The following is a 19804-nucleotide window of genomic DNA, read 5'->3' as shown; positions in this document are numbered from 1 at the left end:
GGCATCGCAGTCATAACCGCGATGCCGATCCGGCCGGACTTCAGCCCTGGTGGTCGGGGAGCCGGGATGAAGTCCCACGGGTATTGAGCCGCAAGGGGCGGAAGAACTCGCGCAGTTCGTGTGCCACCTGGTCCGGTTCCTCGTGTGCCATGAAGTGGCCTCCGTTGTGCGGGGTGCTCCAGTGGCGCAGGTCCGTGAAGACGCGTTCGGCGAGGCTCTTCGGGTAGTGCGCGAAGGCCGGTTCGTGGCTGAGCGTGACGGCGCCGGGCACGGTGATGGGTGGGACGGGCGTGTTGTGCCGTACGTAGTCGTAGTACTGGCGGAAGGACGAGCCGATGCTGCCGGTGGCCCAGTAGAGGGTCGCGACGGTCAGCAGTGTGTCCTTGTCCCAGCGCCTTTCGAGGTCGCCGTCGCAGTCGCTCCAGTCGCGGTACTTGTCGATGATCCAGGCGAGCAGGCCGGCCGGGGAGTCCCGCAGCGCGGCGGCGATCGTGTCGGGCCGGGTGCACATGATCTCGCTGTAGCCCTGGTCGTCGGCGTCGTACGCGTCGAGGTGGTCGAGGTAGGCCCGCTCCTCGACGGTCGGGGGCCGCACGTCGAAGTCGGCGGAGACCACCGCGGAGGTGATGTGCACGCCCACGACCTCGTCGGGGTGGAGGGCGCCGAGCCACTGGGTGACGCCTCCCCCGATGTCGCCGCCGAAGGCACCGAAGCGGCGGTAGCCGAGGGTCCGCGTCATCAGCTCGTGCCAGATGCCCGCGACGCCTCTGCGCGTGAACGGACCCTCGGGCAGGGCGGAATGGAGGAAGCCGGGCAGGGAGGGCACCACCACGTCGAACGCGTCGGCGGGGTCGCCGCCGTGGCTGCCCGGGTCGGCGAGGCGCCGCGCGAGGGGCAGCATCTCGACATAGCTGCTCGGCCAGCCGTGGCTCAGGATCAGCGGCAGCGGCGCGGGGGCGCCCTCGGGCCGCACTCCGCGCACGTGCACGAAGTGCACGCGGGAGCCCGCGACGTCGGCGACGCGGTGCGGGAACGTGTTGAGCGCGGCTTCGGCGGCGCGCCAGTCGAAGCCGTCCGCCCAGTAGGCGACGATCTCCCGCAAGTAGCCGGGGTCGGTGCCCGCAGCCCAGTAGGCGGGGTCGGAGGCCGCGGTGAAAAGGGTGCGCCGAAGGCGCGTGCGCAGGTCGTCGAGGACGTCGTCCGGTACGGAGACCTGGAAAGGCGTGGCGTTCACGGTGGTTCGGTTCCTTCGCTCAGGAGGGGGCGCTCCCGGCGGCCGCGTCGTACCCCGGACGTAGGGACGTCAGACGAGGCTGTGGACGCGGACTGCGGTCAGGAGGGCCCGGACGGGGTGCTGCGTGCTGTGCCGCGCGGTCATCGGGCTCACCTCCTCGCGTCTCTCGTGTCCTTGCGTCTCTCGTGTCGCACGACACCGGCTTCGGCGCGCGCTTCGCCGGTGATCATACACACGTACGACCGCGTGTCACCCGGAAAATCCCCTCGTCATCGCCTCGTCCGGAGGTCCTAGGTCCGACGGACCGTACGGGCGCCGACCGGGGGCCGTGGTCGTGGCGCGGCACCCGCCTCCACACTGGTCCCCATGGACACCGAACAGATCGACGCCTACCTGCGGCGCATCGGCACCGGACGCCCCGCCGCCCCCACGACGCGGGCCCTGTGCGACCTGCATCTGGCGCATCTGCGCAGCGTTCCCTTCGAGAACCTCTCGGTGCACCTCGGCGAGGACATCGAGCTGACCGGCAAGGCTCTGGTGGCGAAGGTGGTGGACGCGCGCAGGGGTGGCTTCTGCTACGAGCTCAACGGCGCCTTCGCCGCCCTCCTGACAGCTCTCGGCTTCGACGTCACGCTGCTTCAGGCCCGGGTGTACGACGACGCCGGGCAGCCCGGCATCCCCTTCGACCACCTCGCTCTGCGCGTGCGCACCGAGGACGGCGGGGACTGGCTCGCGGACGTCGGCTTCGGCGCCCACAGCCATCTGCCGCTCGCCTTCGCCGACCGGGACGAGCAGAGTGACCCCGGCGGTGCCTTCCGTCTCGCGGAGACCGCGGAGGGTGACCTGGAGGTCGTCAAGGACGGCAAGCCGCAGTATCTGGTCGACCTGCGCCCGCGCGCGCTGGCCGACTTCAAGGTGGGCGCCTGGTACCACCGCACGTCGCCCGACTCCCACTTCACCCGGTCCCTGGTCTGTTCCCGCGTCACCGACACCGGCGGCCGGGTCACCCTCGGCGGGCGCACCCTGACGACGACGGTGGACGGCGAGCGGCGGACGGCGGAGCTCACCACGGAGGCGGAGGTGCTCGCGGCGTACGACCGGCATTTCGGCATCGTGCTGGACCGCGAGCCGCAGCTGAGAAAGGCGATGTGACCGGCGGGGACGATCCGGTCGCCGTATGGCGATGAGTTCCGGGCGGTACGACAGTCCATAGAGGCAGACAGCGAAAGCGGACAGGGAAACCGGACAGGACCGCCGCGTACGCGACAGGAGAGCGCCATGCCCAGGATCACGCCCAGCCTCTGGTTCGACCAGCAGAGCGAGGAAGCAGCGAAGTTCTACGTGTCGGTCTTCCCGAACTCCAGGATCAGCAACATCTCGTACTACGGAGAGGCGGGTCCGCGCCCCGCCGGGACCGTCCTGACCGTGGAGTTCTCGCTCGACGGCCAGCCCTACACGGCGATCAACGGCGGGCCGGAGTTCACCTTCGACGAGGCCGTCTCCTTCCAGATCGACTGCGCCGACCAGGAAGAGGTCGACTACTACTGGACGAAGCTCTCCGCGGGCGGCGACGAGGGGCCCTGCGGGTGGCTCAAGGACAAGTTCGGGCTGTCCTGGCAGGTCGTGCCCACCGCGCTCGGCGAGCTCCTCGCCGACCCGGACGCGGAGCGGGCGCAGCGCGCCATGCGGGCGATGCTCGGCATGGGGAAGCTCGATGTGGCGGCGCTCCGCGCGGCGGCAGACGGCAAGGCGTAGCGGGTCGCGCGGCTACGCCCTCCTCGCCACCACGAGGCGCCAGTGCGGGCTGCCGTCGGGGCGCCGCCCGAACTCCTCCAGAGGCCGGAGCCGCACGTCGAAGCCCGCGTCGACGAGGTCCTCGCGCACTCCGCCGAGCGGGAAGGTCCGGTAGTACATGACGAACGGCGGACGCCACAGGAGGTTTCGCGCGCGCATCACTCCGTCGAAGCCGAGGAGCGCCCAGTACCAGGGGGAGGTGAGGGGCTGCGGGGCTCCGATCGGGAACGCGAAGAGGCCGCCGGGGCGCAGCGCCCGATGGACGCCGGCGAACAGGGCGGGCCGCTCGGAGGGCAGGAAGTGGCCGAACGCCCCGAAGCTGACGGCGAGGTCGAAGCCCCCGGAGAACGGCAGGGCGCGGGCGTCGGCCCGCACCCACTCGACCGCGGGCCCATCAAGCCCCGGTCCCGACCCCCTCCCCGGCCCCGGTCCCCGCCCCGACCCCGGGACCGCTTCCGCGGCGGCCGCCAGCATCCCCGCGCTGAAGTCCACGCCGGTGACCCGCGCGCGGCACAGGGGCAGCAGTGTCCGGACGCCGGCGCCGGTTCCGCAGCACACGTCGAGGCCCGCGTCGAAGGGGCCGAAGGGGCTCAGCGCATCGGCTGTCGCCCTCAGGAATCGGCCAGGCGTGCGGAAGGGCGTGTGGTCGAATTTCGGGGCGAGGAGGTCGTACCCGTGCTGGGTGGACGAGAACGCCTGAACGGCGAGTTCACGCAGCGTGGGACCCTGGGAGGAGAACATCGGCTCCAGGGTAGTCAGCGGGGTGGCCGCACGGGTCCATGGAGGGGCGGTGCCGTGGCCGGATACCGCCACGAGGTCTATCGGGGGGTGGCGAGGGTCCGGTAGAGGTGCACGTCTGCCCCAGACCCGTTCCCCGCTCCCGGAGGTACCTCATGGCCACAGACCGGCACAGGACAAGGACCGCATCGGGCAAGACCCGGTTCGACGACATCTACGACCAGCCGGACCCGCGTGCCTACTTCCGGACGCTGGCGCCCTACGAGTACGAGATCCCGCAGCACGCCCAGGCGGTCTTCCGCCGCACCCGTGACCTGCGCGCGCGGCTCGCCGGCGGCGAGGGCCCCGTGACGGTGCTCGACCTGTGCTGCTCGTACGGCATCAACGCGGCCCTGCTCAACCACGACCTCACGCTCGCGGACCTGTACGCGCACTACACCTCGGCGGAGGCCGCCGCGCTCACGCCGGAGGAACTCGTCGAGCGCGACAAGGAGTTCTACGCCTCGCGGCGGCGCTCCGACGCCACCCCGGTGATCGGTCTCGACCTGGCGGAGAACGCCACCCGCTACGCGCTGGACGCGGGTCTGCTCGACGAGGCGTATGCCGAGAACCTGGAGCGGCATCCGCCCAGCAGGCTGCTGAGCCAGGCGGTCGCCCGCACCGGTCTGATCACGGTCACCGGGGGCATCGGCTACATCTCGCACCGCACCTTCGACGCGCTGCTCGACTGTGCGCGGCTGCCGGTCTGGGTGAGCGCGTTCGTGCTGCGGACGGTGCCCTACGGCCGCATCGTCGAGACCCTGTCCGCGCACGGCCTCGACACCGTGACGGACTCGTCGCGCACCTACACGCAGCGGCTCTTCACCAGCCCCGAGGAGCGCAGGGACGCCGTCCGTCAAGTGATCCTCGCGGGCGAGGACCCCACCGGTCACGAGTCGGAGGGCCGCTATCACACGCGGTTGCACGAGTCGCGGCCGCGCACGGACTGACCTGTCGCCGACCCGGCCGCCGCGGTCGTGGAGGCGGAGGACCGGTGACCGGTTCCTCCGCCTCCCGGAGCGGGCCTCAGAGCGTCAGGGCGTAGCTGGTCCCCGGTCGGCCGTCGAGTCGGATGTCCGCGACAGGCACGAATCCGGTGCGGGTGAGCACGGCTCGCGAGCCGGGGTTGTCGAGCGTCGTCGCGGCTCGCAGCGCGGTCAGGCCGTACGCGGTGACGGCGAGGGTGCGGATCCGCCGGACGGCCCACGTGGCAAGGCCCTGGCCCGCGGCCTTCTCCGCGATGCGGTAGCCGAGTTCGGCGCTGCCGTCCGCGACGTCGACGAGATTGGCCCGCCCGAGGATCGCGCCCCCTCCGTCCACCAGCACGTGGAAGAAACAGTCCCCCGTGGCCTGTTCGGCCAGACGAGCCCCGAGCAGCGCGTCGAAGTCGCGGAAGAAGGCGTCCCCGCGGTCGGGAACCGTCGCGGCGAAGTAGGCGCGGTTCGCCTCCTCGAAGGCGAGCAGCGTGGAGGCGTGATCGGCGCGAAGGAGCTGCAGTTCGGGGGCGGTTGTGGGGGTGGACATGCGAGAACTTTACGCAGGGCGGTCGACGCCCGCACGACACGCAGGAGTGGCCGATGCCCCACGACACGCAGGGCGGTCGATACCGCACGACGGCGGTTCTCCGAGCGGAGGGCCGTCACGGTCGGTCGGCGTCCGGCCGCACCTGCTCGTACAGCGCCACCAGCACGCCGTGCACCGGCTGCCCGTCCGCGTCCTCCTCGGCCTCGTCGACCAACCGGGCGAGCGTCTCGGCGAGTTCCCGCGCCTTGTCGGGGCTGAGCCGCACATGGCGCAGGGACAGGGTGGTCTGCGGGGAGCGCCCCAGCTCCTGGGCCACGGCGCCGAGCATCGCGGCGGTCCCCTCGGTCCGCGGCTCGGCGACGGCCATGCGTTCGGCCACCCGCTGGTAGTACTGCTCGGTGCCGCCCCTGACCTTGCGGGTCTCGGCGACACGGACCAGCCCGGCGGTGCGCAGCACCTTCAGGTGGTGGGCCACGTTTCCCTTGGCCGTGCCGAGGCGCACCGCCAACCCGCTGATGGTGGCGGGTTCGTGCCCCAGCGAGAAGAGCAGGCGCTGCCGCAGGGGGTGTGCCAGCGCGGCGTGCTGTTCGGGCGACTCGATCTCGACGACCTGGCGCGGCGGGGGCTGTCCGGGCGATGGGCTTTGTGAGGACGGCGGGCTCTGTGAGGACGGCGGGCTCTGTGGGGGGTGCTCGGGCATGCGCCAAGTGTCTAATGTTCTTGACGCTTTAGGAAGAGGGCTGCTCTACTCGCCTGCCATGACCACCATCACGCAGCATCTCAGCGTCGCCCCCGTCGTCGAGGCGACCGCCCAACTCGTCGATGACCACTACGTGTTCCCTGATCTGGCCGGGCGTCTCGCCGCCCTGCTGCGCCTGCGCCTCGCCGACGGCGCGTACGACGTCGAGGACCCCGCCGACCTGGCCCGCCTGGTCACCACGGACCTCCAGTCCCTCAACGGTGACCTTCATCTGCGCCTGAAGCACCACGACCGGCCGGTGCCCGCCGAGCAGGGCGCGGCCGCCCTGGCCGCCATGCGTGAGAAGTTCGACGCCTCGCTGGGCGGCGCGCCCCGGGTGGAGCTGCTGGCGGGCGGGGTCGCACTTCTCGAACTGGCGCCGGCGCTGTTCCCGCTGCCGTGGTGCGCCGAGCCCCTGGGGGCCGCGCTCACTCTGGCCGCCCCGGCCGACGCCCTGATCCTCGATCTGCGCGCCAACACGGGCGGCGATCCGGACACGGTCGCGTTCGTATGCGGGCACCTCCTGGACCGGCGCACCCATCTGAACTCCATGTACTGGCGCGACGGTGAGCGCCTCGAACAGTCGTGGAGTCCCGCCCATGTGCCGGGCGCCCGCTTCGGCGGCGACAAGCCGCTCTACATACTGACGAGCGGGCGTACCTTCTCCGCCGGTGAGGAACTCGCCTACGACCTGCAGCAGTTGGGGCGGGCGGTCGTCGTCGGCGAGACGACCAGTGGTGGGGCGCATCCGCGCGAGGGCTGGACGGTGCACACACACCTGGAGGCGACCATCCCGGTGGGCAGGGCGGTCAACCCCGTGTCGGGCACCAACTGGGAGGGCACGGGCGTTCGCCCCGACGTGCCCTGCGCCGCCTCCGAGGCTCTCGACCGGGCGCACGCACTGGCGCTGGCGCGGCTCGACGGAGGGACCGCTGAGCCGCACACGGGCGCGGCCAACCCGGCGGGCGTACCGTTGAGTTGACCGCGTTCCGCGCTACGAGGCGTCGCGCACCGTTCCGGTGACCGTCGGGCCCGGCTGCGGCTCCCAGTTCTCGTCGTAGACGTAGAGCTGGGCCTTCAGGGACTCCTCCTGCTCCCTCACCCCGTCCTTGACGGTGGGCACCCGCACTTCGGCGCTCTTCTCACCAGCGGGTACGACGACGAACACGCCTTGTCCCTGTTCCTCCGTCACCTTGGACAGCGGCCGCTCCGGGCGGGGCTTCGCGCCGAACTCGCTGTCCAGCCAGCGCGGGTCCACGTCGAGGGTGGACAGTTCCGTGCCGCCGCCGACCGGCTGGAAGGAGAGGACGGCCATCATGTCCACGTCGACGGGCTCCGAGAGCGTCATCCGCCACGTCAGCGGCTTGCCCTCGGTGACCCGGTCCTTGACGGGTTCGAGCGTGATTTTCGGCATCGGGTCGTCGTTCCGCGCCGTCACCCCACCGCGGTAGGAGCCGACCACCGCGCCGTGCACCGCCTTGACCAACGCGTCGTGCCCGACGTCGTAGCCGTAGCGGGTGTCACCGCGCACCTCGACCGGCACGTCGACGCTGGAGCCCGGACGTACCGTCACCGTCCTGTGCGTGATCTCGTCCGTGCCGGTCTTGGGCACGGAGAACCTGACCTTGCCGCTTCCCTCACCCGAGACGCGCACCGGAACGCGGTACGTGCGCACTCCGGAGTCGCCTTCGTCGACGGTCAGCCGGCCGATGTCGACGCGCGGCAGCCGTTGTGCCTCGACCGCCGGGGTGCCGGGGCGCCAGCTCCAGGCGTCCATCAGCCACGCCTTGCCCGAGCGGCTGCGCGGGGTGAGTTCCAGGGTCTTCACGTGCTTGAGGTCCAGGGTGTCCCGGGCCGCCGCCGACAGCGGTACGCGCACCTCACGCCCCCAGTAGGAGGCGGTCCGGTCACTGCCGGGGAGCCCGTCGACGCTGACCCGGCCGAGCTTCGCCCGGTGGCCCGACGCGTCGACGAGGGAGACGTCGAGCCGCGTCCCTGTGGTGTTGGGCGGCACGATCAGGCGCAGCGCCACGTTCTTGGCGCCCGCCAGGGAGACGGGCCGCGCGGGGCTGACCCGCACCGGGTCCCCCGCCCTCGACCAGCGCATCGCCACCGCGTTCCGGCCGGGTTCCGGTGAGATCTCCCAGCGCGCGAAGTGCGGTGAGTTCCCAGCCGTCGCCGACGGCAGGCAGGCACTGGCCTCGTCGGCAGCGACCTGGTCGCACAGCCGCCCGCCCTTGACGGTGGTCGAGGCGCCGGGCAGCAGGGCCTGGGTGCGGTGCGCGCCGACGGCGTGGGTCAGCACCCGCGCGGGGTCCGCGGAGGGAGCGCGCCGGCCGGAACCGTCGAGGAGGGGGCGCACCCGGTCGTCGCCCGCGAGGAACAGCCGGGCCGAGGCGGCTATGTACGTGGCTCCGGCGGCCTGCTGCTGCGAGGCGGTCAGCCGGGTGCCGGTGCCCTTCGAGCACACCGGGTCGGATGTCTCGTCGGACGGGAAGTCGTCCTCGGCGGGTGCGGTCGCCTGCCCCGGGGTCCACTCACTGTTGAAGAAGTTGTGGTTGGCGCCGACCATGTACACCGCGCTGTGCAGGGCGGCGCCGCGGCTGACGCCGCGCGTTCCGTCGACGTAGAGCTCGCCCTGGAGGTCGGACACGTCTCCGTCGCAGCCCGGCAGGATCGTCGTGGAAGGCACGTCGGGGGCCGGGTTCTGGCCGAAGACGGTGGGGCCTATGAGCACGTTGCCGCGGATCTTCCAGCGGACCGGGCCGCGGTAGCCGTCCTGGTCGGCGGGCGGGCGGGTGAGGCTGTCCAGCGCGGCGCGGTTGACGCCCTCGCCGCCCCGGGAGTGTCCGACGAGGAGCACGCGGGACAGGTCGGCGGGCGCGACGGCGCGCACCGCGGCCGGGGCGGTGGACCGCTTCTCGGCCCAGTCCGCCCAGCGGGCGAGGTGCAGCCGCACCAACGAGGAGCGGGCCTGGGCGCCGCCGTCCTCGGCGACGTCGTCCTGGCCGTTGATGCCGTTGGCGGCGATGGACACGGTGACGTATCCCTGGGAGGCCAGGAGCTTCTGGGCGCGCTGGTAGCCCTTGTGGCTCGGCACCGGCTTCGTGCCTGACGTGCAGGGCCATCCCATGCCCTGTCCGTCTCCGGCGCCGTAGCAGGTGTAGTGGCGGCCGTGCAGGAACAGGGCCAGCGGCCGCTTGCCGGGGGCGTCGACGGGGCCGGTCACGCTGGCCTTCATCTCCACCGGCGCCGGGAACCCGGGCAGTTGTACCGACTTGAGCGTGTACGCGCCGGTGGCGGTGCGGTAGCGGCCCGGCTTCCCGGGGTCGACGCTGTTCGCGGGCGGGGGTGTCGCGGGCCGTGCGGAGGGGGCGCGGCGCGGGCCGCGCGACTCCGCTCCGGTCCCGGCCTCGTCCAGGCGGCGCCCGGCGGCCAGCACCTTCAGCTGCTTCGCGGGACCGATGCGCGCGCCGTGCAGCGGCAGCCGGAACGAGCGCCGGTCCTGTGCTGCCACGGGATGGCCGAGGAGCTTGTCCCCGGCATAGAACTCGACCCGCGCGTCACCCATGGGGACCGGGTCGGGCGAGGCCCACACCAACTGCTTCCCCGCGCCTTCCCCGGCCAGCCGCCAGCCTTCCGGCAGGCCCTTGCCGTCGTCTCCGGCCGACGCGGGCGCCGGGGGCGGCCCGGGCACTGGCGGGTCGGCGGACGGTGCGGCCTGCGCGGCGCCCGGCGACACCGCCGCCAGGGCGAGCACCGCCAATGCCGCGGTCGCCACTCGTGCGACACGTCTCAACGTGATTCTCCTCGTCATCACTCACTCCGGAGCACGCATCCGAACTCACGTGCCCCGCTTACGCTTTCGATGACGGGAATAAATGGCCAAGAGTTGCCTCGTGGGACGCACGGGCGGCAAGAGGCGGGCCCCCCGCCCGTGCGACCGCGCGCGCCTGCCAGGATGCGGTCATGCACATCTACGAAGAGCGGCTGAGCGTCCCCCGCTCCTGGTGGGGACTGGTGGTGCTGGGCGGAGTCGGGCTGGCCGTGGCGGCCATTCCCTTCGGCGTGCTCGCCGCGGTGATCGCGGCCACGGTCGGCATGGCGGTCTCCGCCACGCTCGTGCACCTGCACGGCAGCGTGCGCATCCTGGTGACGCCGGGCTCCCTCGTCGTCGGCAAGCGGACCATCCCCATCGAGGCGCTCGGCGCGACGGAGATCCTCGACGAACGGGAGGCCTTCGAGTGGCGCACGGTCAGGGCGAATCCGTACGCGCTGCTGCTCCTGCGGTCCTACGTCCCCACGGCGCTGCGCATCGAACTGCGGAACTCCTGGGGAGGCGCGCCGTACGTCTATGTGTCGACGCGGCAGCCGATGAACCTGGCGGCCGTGCTGGCGTTCTCCCGGGGCTGATCCGCCGGGCCGTCAGTCTCCGGAGGCGACGGCGTGCCCGCGCCCGCGCAGAGTCGTGGTGGCGATGTCCAGGAAGTCCCGCACGACACCGGTGCGGTCGGCCTCCGGTACCGCATGGCAGGTCTCGACGGGCAGCGCGTCGGTCACGCGCGGGTAGACGAGATTCGCAGGCGGTCGCGTAGTGCGGAGATCTGCTCCGGGTCGGTCATCTCCAGCGACTCGACGGGCACGGACACTGCTGCTCATGGACCCCGGCTGGGTGCGCACCGAACTCGGGGCCCCGACTCCGATCTCAGCGTGGAGGAGAGCATTCCGGGCGGGGCGGAGACAATCGAGCGCCACCGGATCGAGCGCGGCCTCCACTTCGTCGACCACCAGGGGAAGCCCGTGCCCTCGTAGGCGTATTGCGCTGGCCCCGTGAAGGCATGGGGCCGCAGGCTGGTCGTGTGATGGATCAAGAGACTGACTCCGTGCCCGGCTCGCCCACCCCGCTCACCTGGTACGCGCGGCCCGCCGCCCGCACGTGGACCTGCGCCCCTCCGACGCCGGACGCCCGCGCCTTCCACGCCTCCCTGCCCGGATACGCGCCGACCCCACTGCACGAACTCCCCGCGCTGGCCACGGCGTTCGGCGTGTCGAGGGTCTTCGTGAAGGACGAGTCGTCGCGACTCGGACTGCCCGCCTTCAAGGCGCTCGGCGCGTCCTGGGCGATCGACCGCATTCTGGCGCGCCACGCGAACAGCACACCCCAAGCCACCGGCGCGCGGCCTTTGCGGCTCGTCACGGCCACCGACGGCAATCACGGCCGGGCCGTGGCCCGTACGGCCGGACAACTCGGCCTGCGGGCGCACGTCTTCGTGCCCGACGGCGTGCACTGCGCGGCGGCCGCCGCCATCGAGGCCGAGGGCGCCGAGGTCACGGTGGTGGCCGGGTCGTACGACGTGGCCGTGCGCGCGGCGAAGGCGGCGGCCGGGGCGCCGGACACGGTGCTCGTCCAGGACATGGCGTGGGACGGGTACGAGGAGATTCCGTCACTGATCGTCGGGGGCTACGAGACCTTGTTCGCCGAGGTCGACGACCAACTGGACGCCGCAGGCGTGCGGTCGCCCTCCATGGTCGCCGTCCCCGTGGGGGTCGGGTCGCTCGCCCAGGCCGCCGTCACGCACTACCGCGGCGGACCGCCCGCGCAGTCCTCCCCCGACCCCACCCCTCCCGCCCCTCCCGCCCTGCTCTCCGTGGAGCCCGTCGGGGCCGCCTGCGTCCTGGAGAGCCTTCTCGCGGGACGACTCACCAGCGTGCCGACCGGCGTCACGGCCATGGCCGGGCTGAACTGCGGCACACCCTCCGCCCTGGCCTGGCCCGTACTGCGCGACGGCCTGGACGCGGCGGTCGCCGTCACGGACGCCGACGCCCTGTCGGCCATGCGCGGCCTGACAGACCTGGGCGTTCCGTCCGGTCCGTGCGGCGCCGCGTCATCGGCAGGTGTGCGCGCCGCCCTCACCGGCGCCGGAAGCGGAGAGCGCCGCGCCGCCCTGGGGATCGGACCCGAGGCCACGGTCGCCCTCATCAGCACCGAGGGAGCGGCCGCCAATCCGTGGCTTTAGACACCTAAATGCCATCGATTCGAAAGGTAATGCCGCCGTTCAACGACGATTTCCGGACGATGCAGATCGTCTAACACAGAACCAATTTTACATTTCCGCAGGTCAGACGGTGGTTCTCGGTTACACCAACACCATCCGTCCACATACTGGACACGTGAAACGGAACCGCTCCCACGCCCCCTGAGCTGCCCGAACGATCGTACGGTCACCGCTCACCGGAACGCCACATCCGGAAATCGACCATCCGGATGGCACTCACTCTCCGCACCGGCAAGACTCCTCAACGCAGTCACCAACCGCATCGATCGAAGGAGAGTCCACCATGCGTCGCACCCTCAAGGCCGTAGGATCAGCCGCCGCGGCGGCCGCCTGCGTCCTCGCCGCGACAGCAGGCACCGCGCACGCCGAGGCCCCGAAGACCCAGAGCCTCTACGCGCCGTCCGCCCTGGTGTTGACGGTCGGCCAGGGCGAGGACGCCGGCTCCGCCGCGGTGGAGCGCGCCGTGACACTCACCTGTGCGCCGCGTCCCGCGGGCACCCACCCCGCGGCGGCCGCCGCGTGCGCCGAACTCACCAAGGTGAACGGCCAGTTCGCCGCGCTCGTCACCACCGCTCCGGACGCCATCTGCACCAAGGAGTGGCGTCCGATGACCGTCAGCGTCAGCGGGGTCTGGAACGGCAAGCACGTCAACTGGTCCAGCACCTTCGCGAACCAGTGTGAGATGAAGGCTGGTCTCGGGGAGAGCGCCGCGCTTTCCTTCTGACGGGACCAGTCCCTGAACCACACTCAAGGGAGTCCCGGTGACCTTTCGTGGGGGAAGGCTGCCGGGACGCGGGGCGGCCCCCGGTGTCGGGTGACACCGGGGGCCGTAGTGTTTTCGTTTTCACCCGCGCGTCGCGAGGAGTACACGGTGAACCAGCCCGTCCCGTACGAAGGACTTCCCGGCGGCATCGGAGTCTCGCGGCTGCGCGTGTACGACTGGCCGGCCGCCGACCGTCTGCGCGGGGGAACTCCCCACCTCCACCTGACCTGTTCGGAGGGTTACGCGGTGACCGGCGGCACCGGCGCCGTGCAGACCCTGACCGCCGACGGCTTCCTGCGGACCCCGCTCGCACCCGGCGCCCTGGTGTGGTTCACGCCCGGCACCATCCACCGGCTGGTCAACGAGGGCGACTTGACCATCAACGTCCTCATGCAGAACTGCGGCCTGCCCGAGGCGGGGGACGCCGTCCTCACGCTGCCGCCGCCGCTGCTCGCCGACCCCGACACCTACCGTGCCGCCGTCGCCCTGCCCGCCGACGGGAGCGAGGCGGAGCTGGCAGCCGCGGCCCGGCGCCGCCGCGACCTTGCCGTCGAGGGGTTCACCGCGCTCCGGGAGGCCACGGAGGCCGGGGACCCGGAGCCGCTGGCCGCGTTCCACCGGGCAGCGGCCGCGCTGGTGCGGCCGCTGGCGGCACAGTGGCGGGAGCGCTGGCGGGCCGGGGCGGCCGCCGCGGCGGAGGCGACCGGGGCGCACCTCGACCGCCTGGAGCACGGTGACGCCGGATACCTGGCGCGCGCTGCCGTGCGGGCCGAACAGCCTTCGGTGCGCGGCAGGTTCGGGATGTGCGGGCGGCTCGACGTCTACGACGTGGCGTGAGCGCGCGCCGCCTCCCTCTCTTGGGCCAGCTCTTCCAGTCTCCGCAGGACTCTGGAGCGCAGCAGAGCGTACTCCTCGCGGCAGCGGCGGATCTCGGGTGGCCGCACGACGACGGCACCGGCCGTCACGATCTCCTCCGGTGCGAACTGTTCGCGCGTCAGGTCGATCTCGACGCCCTGGCCCAGACGGTTCCACCAGTGGTAGTCCGTGCGCACCCCGTCGACGCGCACCTCACCGCATATGAGCTCACCGCCCAGGAGATCGTGCAGCACCAACGCGGTGACGCCGCACTGGCCCCGGGCGGGGTTGTCCGGCGGCCAACTGTTCTTCGAGTCGGGCGGATACGTGTCCGCACCCCAACTCTCCCGCAGAGCCGCCTCGATGTCGCTGAGTCGCAGTGATGTCATGCGGTCACCCTCGCACCCGCCACTGACAGTCACCCCTCCTCTGACAATCACCCCTCCTCGTCGACCCCGTGGGCCGCCAGCACCTCGTGCGTGTCCGCGCCCGCGGCCCGCACCACGCCCCGGACCCGCGCCGGTGTGCGGGACAGGGACACGGGCGAGGCGAGCCCGCGGTAGTCGCCGTCCTCCACGACCAGGCCGCGGTGGCGCACCTGGGGTGCGGTCAGCGCCTCGGCGACGTCGTGCACGGGCGAGGCCGGGATGCCCCGTGCCGTGAGCAGCTCGGTGAGCTCCGCGCGGGGGCGGGCAGCGATGGCCTTCTCCAGGGCGGCGCGCAGCTCCTGCTGGTGGCGTACGCGGTCCGGGTTGGTGCGAAAGCGCGGGTCCTCAGCCAGGGCCGGGAGTTCCAGTACGTCCGCGAGGGCGGCGAACTGCCGGTCGTTGCCGACCGCGACGAACAGCGGCCCGTCGACTGCGGTAAAGGCGTCGTAGGGGGCGATGCTGGGGTGGGCGGAGCCGGTGCGGCGCGGCACGGTGCCGTCGGCGAGCCAGGACGCCGAGTGCGGGTGGAGCAGGCTGACCGCGGTGTCCAGGAGGGTGCAGTCGACGAGCTGGCCGAGCCCGGAGCAGTGACGTTCGTGGAGGGCCAGCAGGATGCCGGAGAAGGCCAGGATTCCGGTGACCTGGTCGACGACAGGGACACCGACGCGCAGCGGTGGCCCGTCCGCCTCGCCGTTGACGCTCATGAGGCCGCCGTAGGCCTGCAGCACCGCGTCGTAGCCGGGCTGTCCGCCGAGCGGCCCGTCGGTGCCGAAGCCGGTGACGCGGCAGTGGACGAGGGCGGGGAAGCGGCGCCGCAGCTCGTCGTCGGGGTAGCCCCACTTGGCGAGGGTGCCCGCCTTGAAGTTCTCGACCAGGACGTCGGTGCCGCGCAGCAGCGTGTCGAGGATCTCGCGTCCCCGGGGCCCGGACAGGTCGACGACGATGTTCTTCTTGCCGCGGTTGAGGTTCTGGTAGTAGGCGGAGGTGTCCGGTGCGACGAACGGCGGGCCCCAGCCGCGGGTCTCGTCGCCGGCCGGGGGTTCGACCTTGATGACGTCGGCCCCGTGGTCGGCGAGCATCTGTGCGCAGTAGGGCCCGGCGAGGACCCGGGACAGGTCGAGCACCTTGAGTCCGGCGAGGGCACCGTCGGAGGTGGCGGCCGCGGTGGGCGTGCCGGGCGACGGGTCCTGCTCCTCGGTCGGCGCGAAGTCCATGGATGCCTGCCTCAGTTCGTACCTGCGATGTCCGAGCCGGATACGCGTGAGGCTAGGAGTTGCAAGATCGGCCGGTCAAGAGCCGCTGGGCGGCCGGGGGGGGGCCGGGCCCTGAGCGCGTACAGGTGAGCTGGTGTATGCGTCAGCTCGTGGTGCGGCCGTGGTTCCGCAGGACGTTCCGGGCCCTGTCGAAGGCCGAGTCCCTCTTCTTGTCGAACTCCTCCTTCGTGAAGACCGGCACGGTGTAGTGCGGCGGAATGCCCGTGCCGTCGAAGGTGCTGCCCGCCCGGGTCAGGAACTCCTCGTTCGGCAGCCAGGCGGCCATGCCGTTGGGGAGCTTGCGCCGCATGACGTCCGAGAAGACGCCCTGTGTGGGCTGCCCGATCCGGACCGTCTTGCCGGGCCGGCCCATGAGGGCCTGGGTGAACGTCTCGCCCGCGCTGACGGTCGAGCCGCCGGTCAGTACGGCGACCGGTCCGGTGTAACGGGGCCCTTGGGAGGGCGTGACATACGCGGGCTGAGGGCGAGTGTGCCGGGTGGGGTCGGCGGGGTCGTTGCGGGCCCGCTTGGAGTAGGCGAGGTAGGGGGTGTCGGTGAGGCGCTCGGCGATGTGGATTCCCAGGGCGTCGGAGCCGCCGCCATTGATCCGCAGGTCGATGATCAGGCCCTTCAGGCGCCGGGTGCGCTCCCGGCTGAGGACCGTGTCCAATGCCCTGTCGAGCTCGGCCAGCTGGGCGGCGTAGGGGGCGCCGTCGCCCGCGTACCCGCCGAAGCCGGAGATCCGCACATAACCCTGCCCGCCGGGGAGGTCGGCGTAGGTGATCCGCCCGTTGGCGAAGTCCTGGAGGTTCCGGGCGTCGTCGAGGTCGCGCGCCACGATGAACTTCTTGACCTTGGTGTCCAGCTTTTCGGTGGGCAGGACGGTGCCGGGGCGAACCTTTGCGAAGACGCGGTCGCCGTCCTGCACGGCGACGTGGGCGTCACGGAGCGGCTTGACCATCTCGCTGAAGACGGCGTAGAGCTCGTCCCTGGTCGTCTTCGCATGCACCTGGGGCCGGTACTGGTCGCGCAGGGCGTGCCAGTCGACGCCCTTGGCGGAGAAGAAGGGGTAGTTCTCCTCGAAGGACTGCCAGAAGACGTCGAAGGCAGCGAGCGGGCCCTTGACGCCAGGACGCGTGCAGGCGTCGGGCAACTCCGGGATACGGTGCAGGTTCCGGTCGCCGACGGAGCCGTCCGCCCGCATGGACCCGCGGTCGCCGCCGCCTTGGGTGCGCACGGTGAGGACCGTGCCGTCGGGCATGGTGTAGGTGCCGGGGCCGGTCCGCCGTGCGGAGTCGCCCTCGACGCAGCTGACGGCGGTGGTCTGGTACTCCTGGAGGGTTCCGTTCCGGATGGACAGCACTGTGCCGTAGCCGTCCATGCGCCAGATTCCGTCGGTGGTCGGCTGGTGGGCGGTGGCGGCCGGCGCGGCTTGGCCGGCGAGGGCCAGTGCGACGGCGGTGGCCGTGACGATGCGCACGTTCTCGTCTTCTCTGTAGGGGACTTGCTCCGGGCAGGCCCACGGTCGCCGACACGGCGTACTCCCGGCCATCCGGCTGCCCGGTCGATCGAAGGTGGGGCCAGCCCCCCACTACCGGGGCGGACGTCTTCCGCGTCGGACCAGGCACAATGCACCCATGATCGCCTCGGAGTTCCGCACGGCCCGGCTCGGCTGGGTGCCGCTGCGTGTCGGGCACGCCGACGAGATGGCCGCCGTGCTCGGCGACCCGGCACTGCACCGGTTCATCGGCGGCGCCCCCGACGACGTCGACGCGCTGCGCGCCCGCTACCGGCGCATGCTCGCCGGCTCCCCCGATCCCGGCGTCTCCTGGTGCAACTGGGTGTTGCGGCTCCGTGAGGGGGACCGTCCGGGTCTGGTCGGGACGGTGCAGGCGACCGTCGCCTCGGACGGTCCTGCGGAGATCGCCTGGGTGGTCGGGACGCCTTGGCAGGGGCGTGGCTTCGCGTCGGAGGCCGCCCGTGGCCTGGTGGACTGGCTGGCGGGGCAGGGGGTGCGTACGGTCGTCGCGCATGTCCACCCCTCTCACGCGGCGTCCGCGGCCGTCGCGAGAGCGGCAGGACTCGCCGCCACGGACGAGGTCCAGGACGGCGAGATCCGCTGGGAGTTGAGACTGCGGGCCTGAGGCGGCCCGGTCAGTACGGCCGGTCGCCCGCGATCGCGACGCGCTCCGCGACCCGCCGGTGCGGGGCGTAGTCGTCGACGGCGTAGTGCTGGGTGGCGCGGTTGTCCCAGAAGGCGACGTCGCCCGCCTGCCAGTGGAACCGCACCTGGTACTCCGGCACGTGGGCCTGCCGCACGAGGTGGCCGAGCAGCCGGTCGCTCTCCTCGCGCTCCATGCCGACGATGTGCGTGGTGAAGGAGGTGTTGACGAAGAGCATCCGCCGCCCGGTCTCCGGGTGCGTGCGCACCACGGGGTGGGTGACGGGCGGGAACTCCTCCTGGAGCGGGGCGAGCTTCTCGGGGCCGTAGAAGCGGGCGAAGCCGGGGATGAAGTCGTGCACGGCGTGCGCGCCGTCGATGCGCGCCTTCACGGTGTCGGGCAGGTTGTCGTACGCGGCCGCCATGTCCGCCCACATCGTGTCGCCGCCGAACGGCGGCACCTCGCGCAGCTGCAACACCGCGCCAAGGGCCGGGCGTTCGCGGAAGGTGACGTCGGCGTGCCAGACGTTCTCGTACGTGGGTGTGGCGCTGCCGCCCTTGTCGAAGCGGACGACGTCGTCGGCGGAGCCGCGCGCGAGCAGCGGGTTGGTCTCCAGTTCGCCCCAGTTGAGGGCGAAGGCGCGCTGCTGCTCGGAGGTGATGCCCGCGCCGCGGAAGAAGAGCACCTTCCACTCCAGCAGAGCGCGGTTCAGCTCCTCGCGCAGGGCGGGTGTCAGCGGTCGCGCGAGGTCGACGCCGCGGATCTCGGCGCCGATGACGCGGCCCAGGGGCACGACGTCGAAGAGTTCGTAGGGGCGCTCCTGCCAGTCGTCGGGCAGGCGGCGCAGGGTGCGGCGGCCCTCGTACATGCCGTCGGCGGGAACACGTGCTTCGCGCAGGGCGGCGGTCACGGGGGTCTGCGGTGAGGCGGACGAGACAGTCATGGGGCTGATCCTTCGATGCGGAATCGGGCGGGCGTGCGGAGCGGACTCCGTACAGCTAGCGGCCCGATCGCTCGCACCCGCGCCGCCACGGGACGTTGAACGTCCGGGTGGCGGCGGTCAGGTGCTGGATCATGGTGGTCATTGTGGGACGCGGATCTCTCCAGGTCAACCGTTCCGTTACGGCTTGCGCAGCACTCCCCCGTACTCGTAGATCCCCTTGTTGGCGTCGGTGACGCCGAGGTAGGGCACGAGGTCGGGGTCGACCGGTGCAAGGTCCGGCTGGTCGGGGTCGGGGCGCCAGTCGACGAGGTTGACCACGCCGGGCGCCACGGGCTCGAGACCTTCGAGCAGCACGTCGACCTCGGCGGGCGTGCGGGTCTGCCAGGGGACACCGCCGCCGGCGATGTGTTCGGTCATCCGCGCGCCGCGCTCGGGGTCGTCGCAGACGACCTGCGAGAAGCTGACGAAGCTGCCGGGGGCCGCGCGGTCGATGATCGTGCGCAGGATGCGGTGCGGGTCGTCCGCGTCGACGAGGTGGTGCCCCACGGAGAGGAAGAGGACGGCGACCGGCTCGTCGAAGTCGATGAGGCGCACCACGTCCGGGTGGTCCAGGATGGCGTCCTGGTCCCGCATGTCCCCCATGATGACCGTGGTGGAGGAGTCGTCGGCGAGCAGCGCGCGGCCGTGCGCGAGGACGATCGGGTCGACGTCCACATAGACGACACGGGCATCGGGTGCGAAGCGCTGGGCGACCTGGTGGACGTTGTTGTCGGTGGGCAACCCGCAGCCCATGTCGATGAACTGGCGGACGCCCTCCTCGCGCGTCAGATGGCGCACCGCGCGGTAGAGGAACTGGCGGTTCTGCCGGCAGATGTCGACGACCTCGGGGAACGAGGGCACGGTGGAGAGGATGAACTTCCGGTCGATCTCATAGTTGTCCTTGCCGCCCAGCATCCAGCCGTAGCCGCGGGCCGACGTCGGGACGTCGTAGGGAATGGACGGCCCTGACACCGTCTCGGACTGGTTGTCACTCGCCACAGCGCGCTCTCCACCTCTCCCGCGGGATTCACGGAACGTGTTCCTGAGTCGCGACACTAGCCGTTGGTCCACGTTCGAGTGAACGAACTTCACAAACTTCAACGGCCTTGCGGGGAACGGTGGTTGCTGGGCCCTCCGGGGTGCACCCGCACAGTGGGACGGCCGTGGGAGCTGTGGTGTGTCTCACCCACTGACCCCCCGGGCCTCCGCATGCCGGATGATCGTGGCAGAGAGCCAT

General features: G+C 71.8%; 20 protein-coding genes. 9 read left to right on the top strand and 11 right to left on the bottom strand.

Features of this window, described 5'->3' with window-relative positions; translation table 11 throughout:
* Positions 1-40: 40 nt before the first annotated feature.
* Entirely contained in the window at positions 41-1234 is a 1194-nt protein-coding gene (locus AB0N81_RS11385; protein ID WP_365357554.1) for an epoxide hydrolase family protein, read from the bottom strand.
* A gap of 366 nt (positions 1235-1600) precedes the next feature.
* Between AB0N81_RS11385 and AB0N81_RS11380 the strand changes: the two genes are divergently transcribed.
* On the top strand, positions 1601-2386 hold the full coding sequence (locus tag AB0N81_RS11380) for an arylamine N-acetyltransferase (protein WP_365357553.1): 786 nt from the start codon (positions 1601-1603) through the stop codon (positions 2384-2386).
* Between the two features lie 126 nt (positions 2387-2512).
* On the top strand, positions 2513-2989 hold the full coding sequence (locus AB0N81_RS11375; RefSeq protein ID WP_365357552.1) for a VOC family protein: 477 nt from the start codon (positions 2513-2515) through the stop codon (positions 2987-2989).
* A gap of 12 nt (positions 2990-3001) precedes the next feature.
* Here the strand turns inward: AB0N81_RS11375 and AB0N81_RS11370 are convergent, their stop codons facing one another.
* Positions 3002-3769 carry a class I SAM-dependent methyltransferase gene (locus AB0N81_RS11370; RefSeq protein WP_365357551.1) on the bottom strand — a complete coding sequence of 256 codons (768 nt, stop codon included), beginning with the start codon at positions 3767-3769 and terminating at the stop codon, positions 3002-3004.
* A 152-nt stretch (positions 3770-3921) separates the two neighbouring features.
* Here AB0N81_RS11370 and AB0N81_RS11365 point away from each other — a divergent pair, with 152 nt between their 5' ends.
* Entirely contained in the window at positions 3922-4755 is an 834-nt protein-coding gene (locus AB0N81_RS11365) for a hypothetical protein (RefSeq protein ID WP_365357550.1), read from the top strand.
* Positions 4756-4831: 76 nt separating this feature from the next.
* On the opposite strand, the gene AB0N81_RS11360 is transcribed toward AB0N81_RS11365, so the two are convergent.
* Both AB0N81_RS11360 and AB0N81_RS11355 read right to left on the bottom strand, forming a co-directional pair.
* Positions 4832-5329, bottom strand: coding sequence for a GNAT family N-acetyltransferase (locus tag AB0N81_RS11360; protein WP_365357549.1), 498 nt, complete (start codon positions 5327-5329; stop codon positions 4832-4834).
* Positions 5330-5444: 115 nt separating this feature from the next.
* Complete coding sequence (locus tag AB0N81_RS11355) at positions 5445-6029, bottom strand: winged helix-turn-helix domain-containing protein (protein WP_365357548.1); 585 nt, start codon at positions 6027-6029, stop codon at positions 5445-5447.
* A 58-nt stretch (positions 6030-6087) separates the two neighbouring features.
* On the opposite strand from AB0N81_RS11355, the gene AB0N81_RS11350 reads away from it, so the two are divergent.
* Complete coding sequence (locus tag AB0N81_RS11350; protein WP_365357547.1) at positions 6088-7050, top strand: S41 family peptidase; 963 nt, start codon at positions 6088-6090, stop codon at positions 7048-7050.
* Between the two features lie 12 nt (positions 7051-7062).
* Here the strand turns inward: AB0N81_RS11350 and AB0N81_RS11345 are convergent, their stop codons facing one another.
* Positions 7063-9885: a hypothetical protein gene (locus AB0N81_RS11345; protein ID WP_365357546.1), complete on the bottom strand. Its 2823-nt coding sequence runs from the start codon at positions 9883-9885 to the stop codon at positions 7063-7065.
* 152 nt (positions 9886-10037) lie between these two features.
* Here AB0N81_RS11345 and AB0N81_RS11340 point away from each other — a divergent pair, with 152 nt between their 5' ends.
* Positions 10038-10481, top strand: coding sequence for a DUF3093 family protein (locus AB0N81_RS11340; RefSeq protein WP_365357545.1), 444 nt, complete (start codon positions 10038-10040; stop codon positions 10479-10481).
* 12 nt (positions 10482-10493) lie between these two features.
* On the opposite strand, the gene AB0N81_RS11335 is transcribed toward AB0N81_RS11340, so the two are convergent.
* The gene (locus tag AB0N81_RS11335) at positions 10494-10628 is read right to left on the bottom strand and encodes a hypothetical protein (RefSeq protein WP_365357544.1); all 135 of its coding nucleotides are present in this window, start codon (positions 10626-10628) and stop codon (positions 10494-10496) included.
* A 302-nt stretch (positions 10629-10930) separates the two neighbouring features.
* Here AB0N81_RS11335 and AB0N81_RS11330 point away from each other — a divergent pair, with 302 nt between their 5' ends.
* From AB0N81_RS11330 to AB0N81_RS11320, 3 genes are all read left to right on the top strand, one after another.
* Positions 10931-12085 carry a diaminopropionate ammonia-lyase gene (locus tag AB0N81_RS11330; protein ID WP_365357543.1) on the top strand — a complete coding sequence of 385 codons (1155 nt, stop codon included), beginning with the start codon at positions 10931-10933 and terminating at the stop codon, positions 12083-12085.
* A 322-nt stretch (positions 12086-12407) separates the two neighbouring features.
* Positions 12408-12848 carry a subtilase-type protease inhibitor gene (locus AB0N81_RS11325; RefSeq protein ID WP_365357542.1) on the top strand — a complete coding sequence of 147 codons (441 nt, stop codon included), beginning with the start codon at positions 12408-12410 and terminating at the stop codon, positions 12846-12848.
* A gap of 147 nt (positions 12849-12995) precedes the next feature.
* The gene (locus AB0N81_RS11320) at positions 12996-13724 is read left to right on the top strand and encodes a cupin (RefSeq protein WP_365357541.1); all 729 of its coding nucleotides are present in this window, start codon (positions 12996-12998) and stop codon (positions 13722-13724) included.
* On the opposite strand, the gene AB0N81_RS11315 is transcribed toward AB0N81_RS11320, so the two are convergent.
* The 3 genes from AB0N81_RS11315 to AB0N81_RS11305 all read right to left on the bottom strand — a co-directional run bounded on the left by AB0N81_RS11315 (position 13709) and on the right by AB0N81_RS11305 (position 16903).
* Entirely contained in the window at positions 13709-14131 is a 423-nt protein-coding gene (locus AB0N81_RS11315; RefSeq protein ID WP_365357540.1) for a hypothetical protein, read from the bottom strand. The two genes, AB0N81_RS11320 and AB0N81_RS11315, sit on opposite strands and share 16 nt — an antisense overlap.
* Before the next feature lie 47 nt (positions 14132-14178).
* Positions 14179-15384: a CoA transferase gene (locus tag AB0N81_RS11310; protein WP_365357539.1), complete on the bottom strand. Its 1206-nt coding sequence runs from the start codon at positions 15382-15384 to the stop codon at positions 14179-14181.
* Between the two features lie 142 nt (positions 15385-15526).
* On the bottom strand, positions 15527-16903 hold the full coding sequence (locus tag AB0N81_RS11305; protein WP_365357538.1) for a S41 family peptidase: 1377 nt from the start codon (positions 16901-16903) through the stop codon (positions 15527-15529).
* Positions 16904-17060: 157 nt separating this feature from the next.
* On the opposite strand from AB0N81_RS11305, the gene AB0N81_RS11300 reads away from it, so the two are divergent.
* The gene (locus tag AB0N81_RS11300) at positions 17061-17567 is read left to right on the top strand and encodes a GNAT family N-acetyltransferase (protein ID WP_365357537.1); all 507 of its coding nucleotides are present in this window, start codon (positions 17061-17063) and stop codon (positions 17565-17567) included.
* Between the two features lie 10 nt (positions 17568-17577).
* Here the strand turns inward: AB0N81_RS11300 and AB0N81_RS11295 are convergent, their stop codons facing one another.
* A complete protein-coding gene (locus tag AB0N81_RS11295; RefSeq protein WP_365357536.1) occupies positions 17578-18528 on the bottom strand; it encodes a TauD/TfdA family dioxygenase in 951 nt (316 codons plus the stop codon).
* A gap of 177 nt (positions 18529-18705) precedes the next feature.
* Complete coding sequence (locus AB0N81_RS11290; RefSeq protein WP_365357535.1) at positions 18706-19566, bottom strand: SAM-dependent methyltransferase; 861 nt, start codon at positions 19564-19566, stop codon at positions 18706-18708.
* Positions 19567-19804: the final 238 nt, after the last annotated feature.

The organism is Streptomyces sp. NPDC093510, assembly GCF_040683555.1.
In the GTDB taxonomy this organism is placed as follows: domain Bacteria; phylum Actinomycetota; class Actinomycetes; order Streptomycetales; family Streptomycetaceae; genus Streptomyces.
This window is presented reverse-complemented; position numbering and strand designations above follow the sequence as displayed.